1 protein-coding gene and 2 pseudogenes are annotated in these 3,368 nt (G+C 62.4%); 2 read left to right on the forward strand and 1 reads right to left on the reverse strand.

All coding sequences use genetic code 11. The features are described from left to right. Positions 1 to 140 precede the first annotated feature (140 nt). Positions 141 to 584 carry an Hsp20/alpha crystallin family protein gene (locus AWC19_RS05120; protein WP_085076999.1) on the reverse strand — a complete coding sequence of 148 codons (444 nt, stop codon included), beginning with the start codon at positions 582 to 584 and terminating at the stop codon, positions 141 to 143. A gap of 361 nt (positions 585 to 945) precedes the next feature. Here AWC19_RS05120 and AWC19_RS05125 point away from each other — a divergent pair. Both AWC19_RS05125 and AWC19_RS30375 read left to right on the forward strand, forming a co-directional pair. Beyond that, a pseudogene (locus AWC19_RS05125) lies at positions 946 to 2,424 on the forward strand (flavin-containing monooxygenase). 793 nt (positions 2,425 to 3,217) lie between these two features. Further along, positions 3,218 to 3,292 (forward strand): annotated as a pseudogene (locus AWC19_RS30375) (hypothetical protein); the annotation flags it as partial. Positions 3,293 to 3,368: the final 76 nt, after the last annotated feature.

Raw genomic sequence — 3,368 nt, forward strand, 5'->3', positions numbered from 1 at the left:
CTCGGTGGCCGCCTTCACTGCCCGGTGGGCCGGCTAACCGCACACACCTTCCCCGGTGCGACACGCATCCGGTGTTCGCGGGTGCGGATTGTCGGTCCCAGACCGACTAACCCGCACCCGATGTCACGGTCTCCGGCAGCTCAGGCGTTGATGGCTTGCTGCTGCTTGCCGTTCGCAATGGCGATCTTGCGCGGCTTGGCGTGCTCAGCCACCGGGATGGTCAACCGCAACACCCCGTCGGTGTAGTCGGCGGTGATGTTTCCGGTGTCGAGGCTGGTGCCCAGCAGGATCTGTCGGCTGAAGACACCGTGAGGCCGCTCGCACGCGAGCCACTGTCGACCATCCTGTGCGACCGCGGGTCGTTCGGCGCGCACGGTCAACACGTCATGTTCGACGTGGATGTCGAGACAATCCGGGTCGAGGCCAGGCAGGTCGAGCTCCACGACGAACTGATCGCCGTCGCGCCAGGCGTCCATCGGCATCACCACCGGACGCGCAGGCGTACCGGTCGTGGTGCCCAGCAACTGCTGCGTCAAGCGGTCGAAGTCGCGCAAAAACGGGTCGAACATCAGCATGGTTACCACCTCCGATCGTGTGCGTGGGTATCTGGTGTAGCTGACATAGATAATCTACTCCGTTTCGAAGATATTCCTGGCTTTGCCGCAGAGCCGGACTTTGGGAACCATGCCCGCAGCCCCGCGGCCATCGGCACCGACCCGCGCCGGCGGTGGATGATGCCCGGCAGTCAGCGGCGGCCCTTTTAGGCACCGATGTAGGGCTGGGCGGGTCCCGAATTTTAGCTTTCTGGTCTTAGCCGGGGGCCATCGGGTATCGCACTGGAGTAATCATCTATAGATGTATCATCAAAGACCGCGAGCGGGGCCTTATCGCCGTGAAGCGCTATTGGCAGCAGTGGATCGACTTCTGACGGGGGCAGTTTCGATCATGGAGAGTTTCGATGCAGTCGTCGTGGGCGCGGGCTTCGGCGGCATTGGTGCCGCACTGCAGCTCAAACGGCTCGGGTATGACAACATCGTTGTCTTCGAGCGGGAGGCCGATCTCGGCGGTACCTAGCACGTTAACCGTTACCCAGGGGTGGCCGTCGATGTCCCGGCCACCACGTACTCGTACTGGTTTGAGCCCAACCCGAACTGGTCGCGGCTGTTCGCGCCGGGCGCCGAAATCAAGCACTATGCCGAACATGTCGCCAACAAGTACGACATCTACCGCCACATGCGGTTCAACACCGCCGTCGAGGGCGCCCAGTGGGACGAGGACGCGCACCGATGGCTGGTCGCGCTGGCCAGCGGCGACAGCGTGACCACCCGATTGCTCATCACGGCGACCGGCTTCCTGTCGCAACCTTGCACGCCGGAGATACCCGGGCTTTCGTCCTTCGACGGCAAGGTCATCCACACCGCCGCGTGGGACGACGGCTACAGCTTTGCCGGGCGTCGTGTCGGGGTCATCGGGACGGGGGCCAGCGCGGTGCAACTCATTCCTGAACTGGCCGCGAAGGTTGCCGATCTCACTGTCTACCAGCGCACCCCTATCCATGTCGTGCCCAAGATCGATTTCGCCTTCGCACCGGCGATGCAGCGGCTGTTCGCCCGCGTGCCCCTGGCGCAGCGCTCCTTGCGCTGGCTGACCGACGGCCTGTTCGAACTGATCACCGTGGTCGGCGTGCTGCATTACCGGGGGTCGCGGCGCCTGAACATTGCCGCCGGCGACCTCGCCAAGATCAACCGGTTGATGTCGATCCGCGACAAGGAGCTGCGCCGAAAACTGACGCCTGACTACGACTTCGGCTGCAAGCGGCCCACCTGGTCCAATCGGTACTACCGCGCCTTCACCAAGGCACACGTCCACCTAGAAACCAACCCGATCGAGCGCATTGAGCCCGACGGCATCGTCACCTCCGATGCGCGTAAGACCGTCGTCGACACGCTGGTGCTGGCCACTGGTTTCGACCTGTGGGACACAAATTTCCCGGCCATCGAGCTAGTGGGCCGCCAGGGCCGCAACCTCGGAAAGTGGTGGCGTGACACCAGATTCCAGGCTTATCAGGGGGTGTCCATTCCGTACTTCCCCAACTATTTCAGCCTGGCCAGCCCTTTCGCGTTTTCCGGATTGTCGTTCTTCAACACCATCGAGTACCAGATGCGGCACATGGACCGGCTGCTCAGCGAGGTGAAGCGCCGGGGCGCAACGATTTTCGAGGTGACCGAAGAGGCGAATGCGCGCTTCCTGGATCGGATGACCCGGCTGTTGGGCAAGTCGGTGTTCTATGCCGGTGACTGCGCCAGGTCGCGGTCGTACTATTTCAACCACGCCGGTGAAGCGGTGCTTCTGCGGCCGACCTCGACGCGCAACGCGCTCCGGGAAGCGTCGACCTTTCCCCTCAGCGACTACACGATCGCCTAGACCCGTCACCTGGCCGCCAGGTGTTTGCCATTGGCCCCACATCTGCGACGGGACCGTTCGGTCCTGCGCGATGTTCATCATCAGCCGATTCCGAGAGAGTGTCGAGAATGTTGCGGACTTCCTTTGTTGGTGGGATAGCGGATGGTGTAGGAGCCTTGCAGTTTCCAGAATTTGGGCAGTTTGTCCCGCAACTGACCGGGGCCTGTGGGTGGGTGCTGGATCTAGCACGCGATGGTCGCCTTGATGTCGCCCTCCCCGGCGATGTCGCGCTGGAGCAATATGCAGGAATCGAATACAAAGAGCTGCCGGTAAACCTCGCCTTATTAATACAACGCTGTGCGCCAACGAGTTTCGTAGCGCGATCGTATGCCGAAAATTCGGCGCGCGTCCCGCGCCTTAGTTACCAAGGCTGCAGCTGCCGTGCCGACACGAGAATCGACTCATCACGGCAGTCAAACTGATCGTCTAATCCAGGTACTGGTTGAGCCGTCGTTTGACCGGACAAACGTGGCGGCTGGCGTATCTGTGTCGCTTGGTTGACAGCCACCGTTGTGCACCGGTCTGTGATGTTCGCTGGGCACGCAGCATGGCTCAGCGGGCAGGCCGGAGTCGTTGAGGTAGGACCCACCGACCCGCCCGGCACCGGGGGCTTTCGCTAATTTGGCGAGGATATTAGGTTAGCCTAACATAACCGGCAGGCTCATCTAATCCGCCAAAGGAGCCTCTCAGTGATAAACGTTGGTTTCCGTCTCGTCGCCTCGCTGGTGATCGACCAGGGCAGGGCCGACCGATCATGATCGCTCCGTTGTGGTTTGCGTCGCCCCCTGAGGTGCATTCGACGCTGCTGTCGGCCGGTGCCGGGCCCGGTGGCTGTGACAGCCTGATTTGGCCCCGGGTGGGCGGTCGAAAGTGGCCCCACCTGTGTGGTCGCGGGTGTGCTGTTG

Source organism: Mycobacterium palustre, from assembly GCF_002101785.1.
GTDB classification, from domain to species: domain Bacteria; phylum Actinomycetota; class Actinomycetes; order Mycobacteriales; family Mycobacteriaceae; genus Mycobacterium; species Mycobacterium palustre.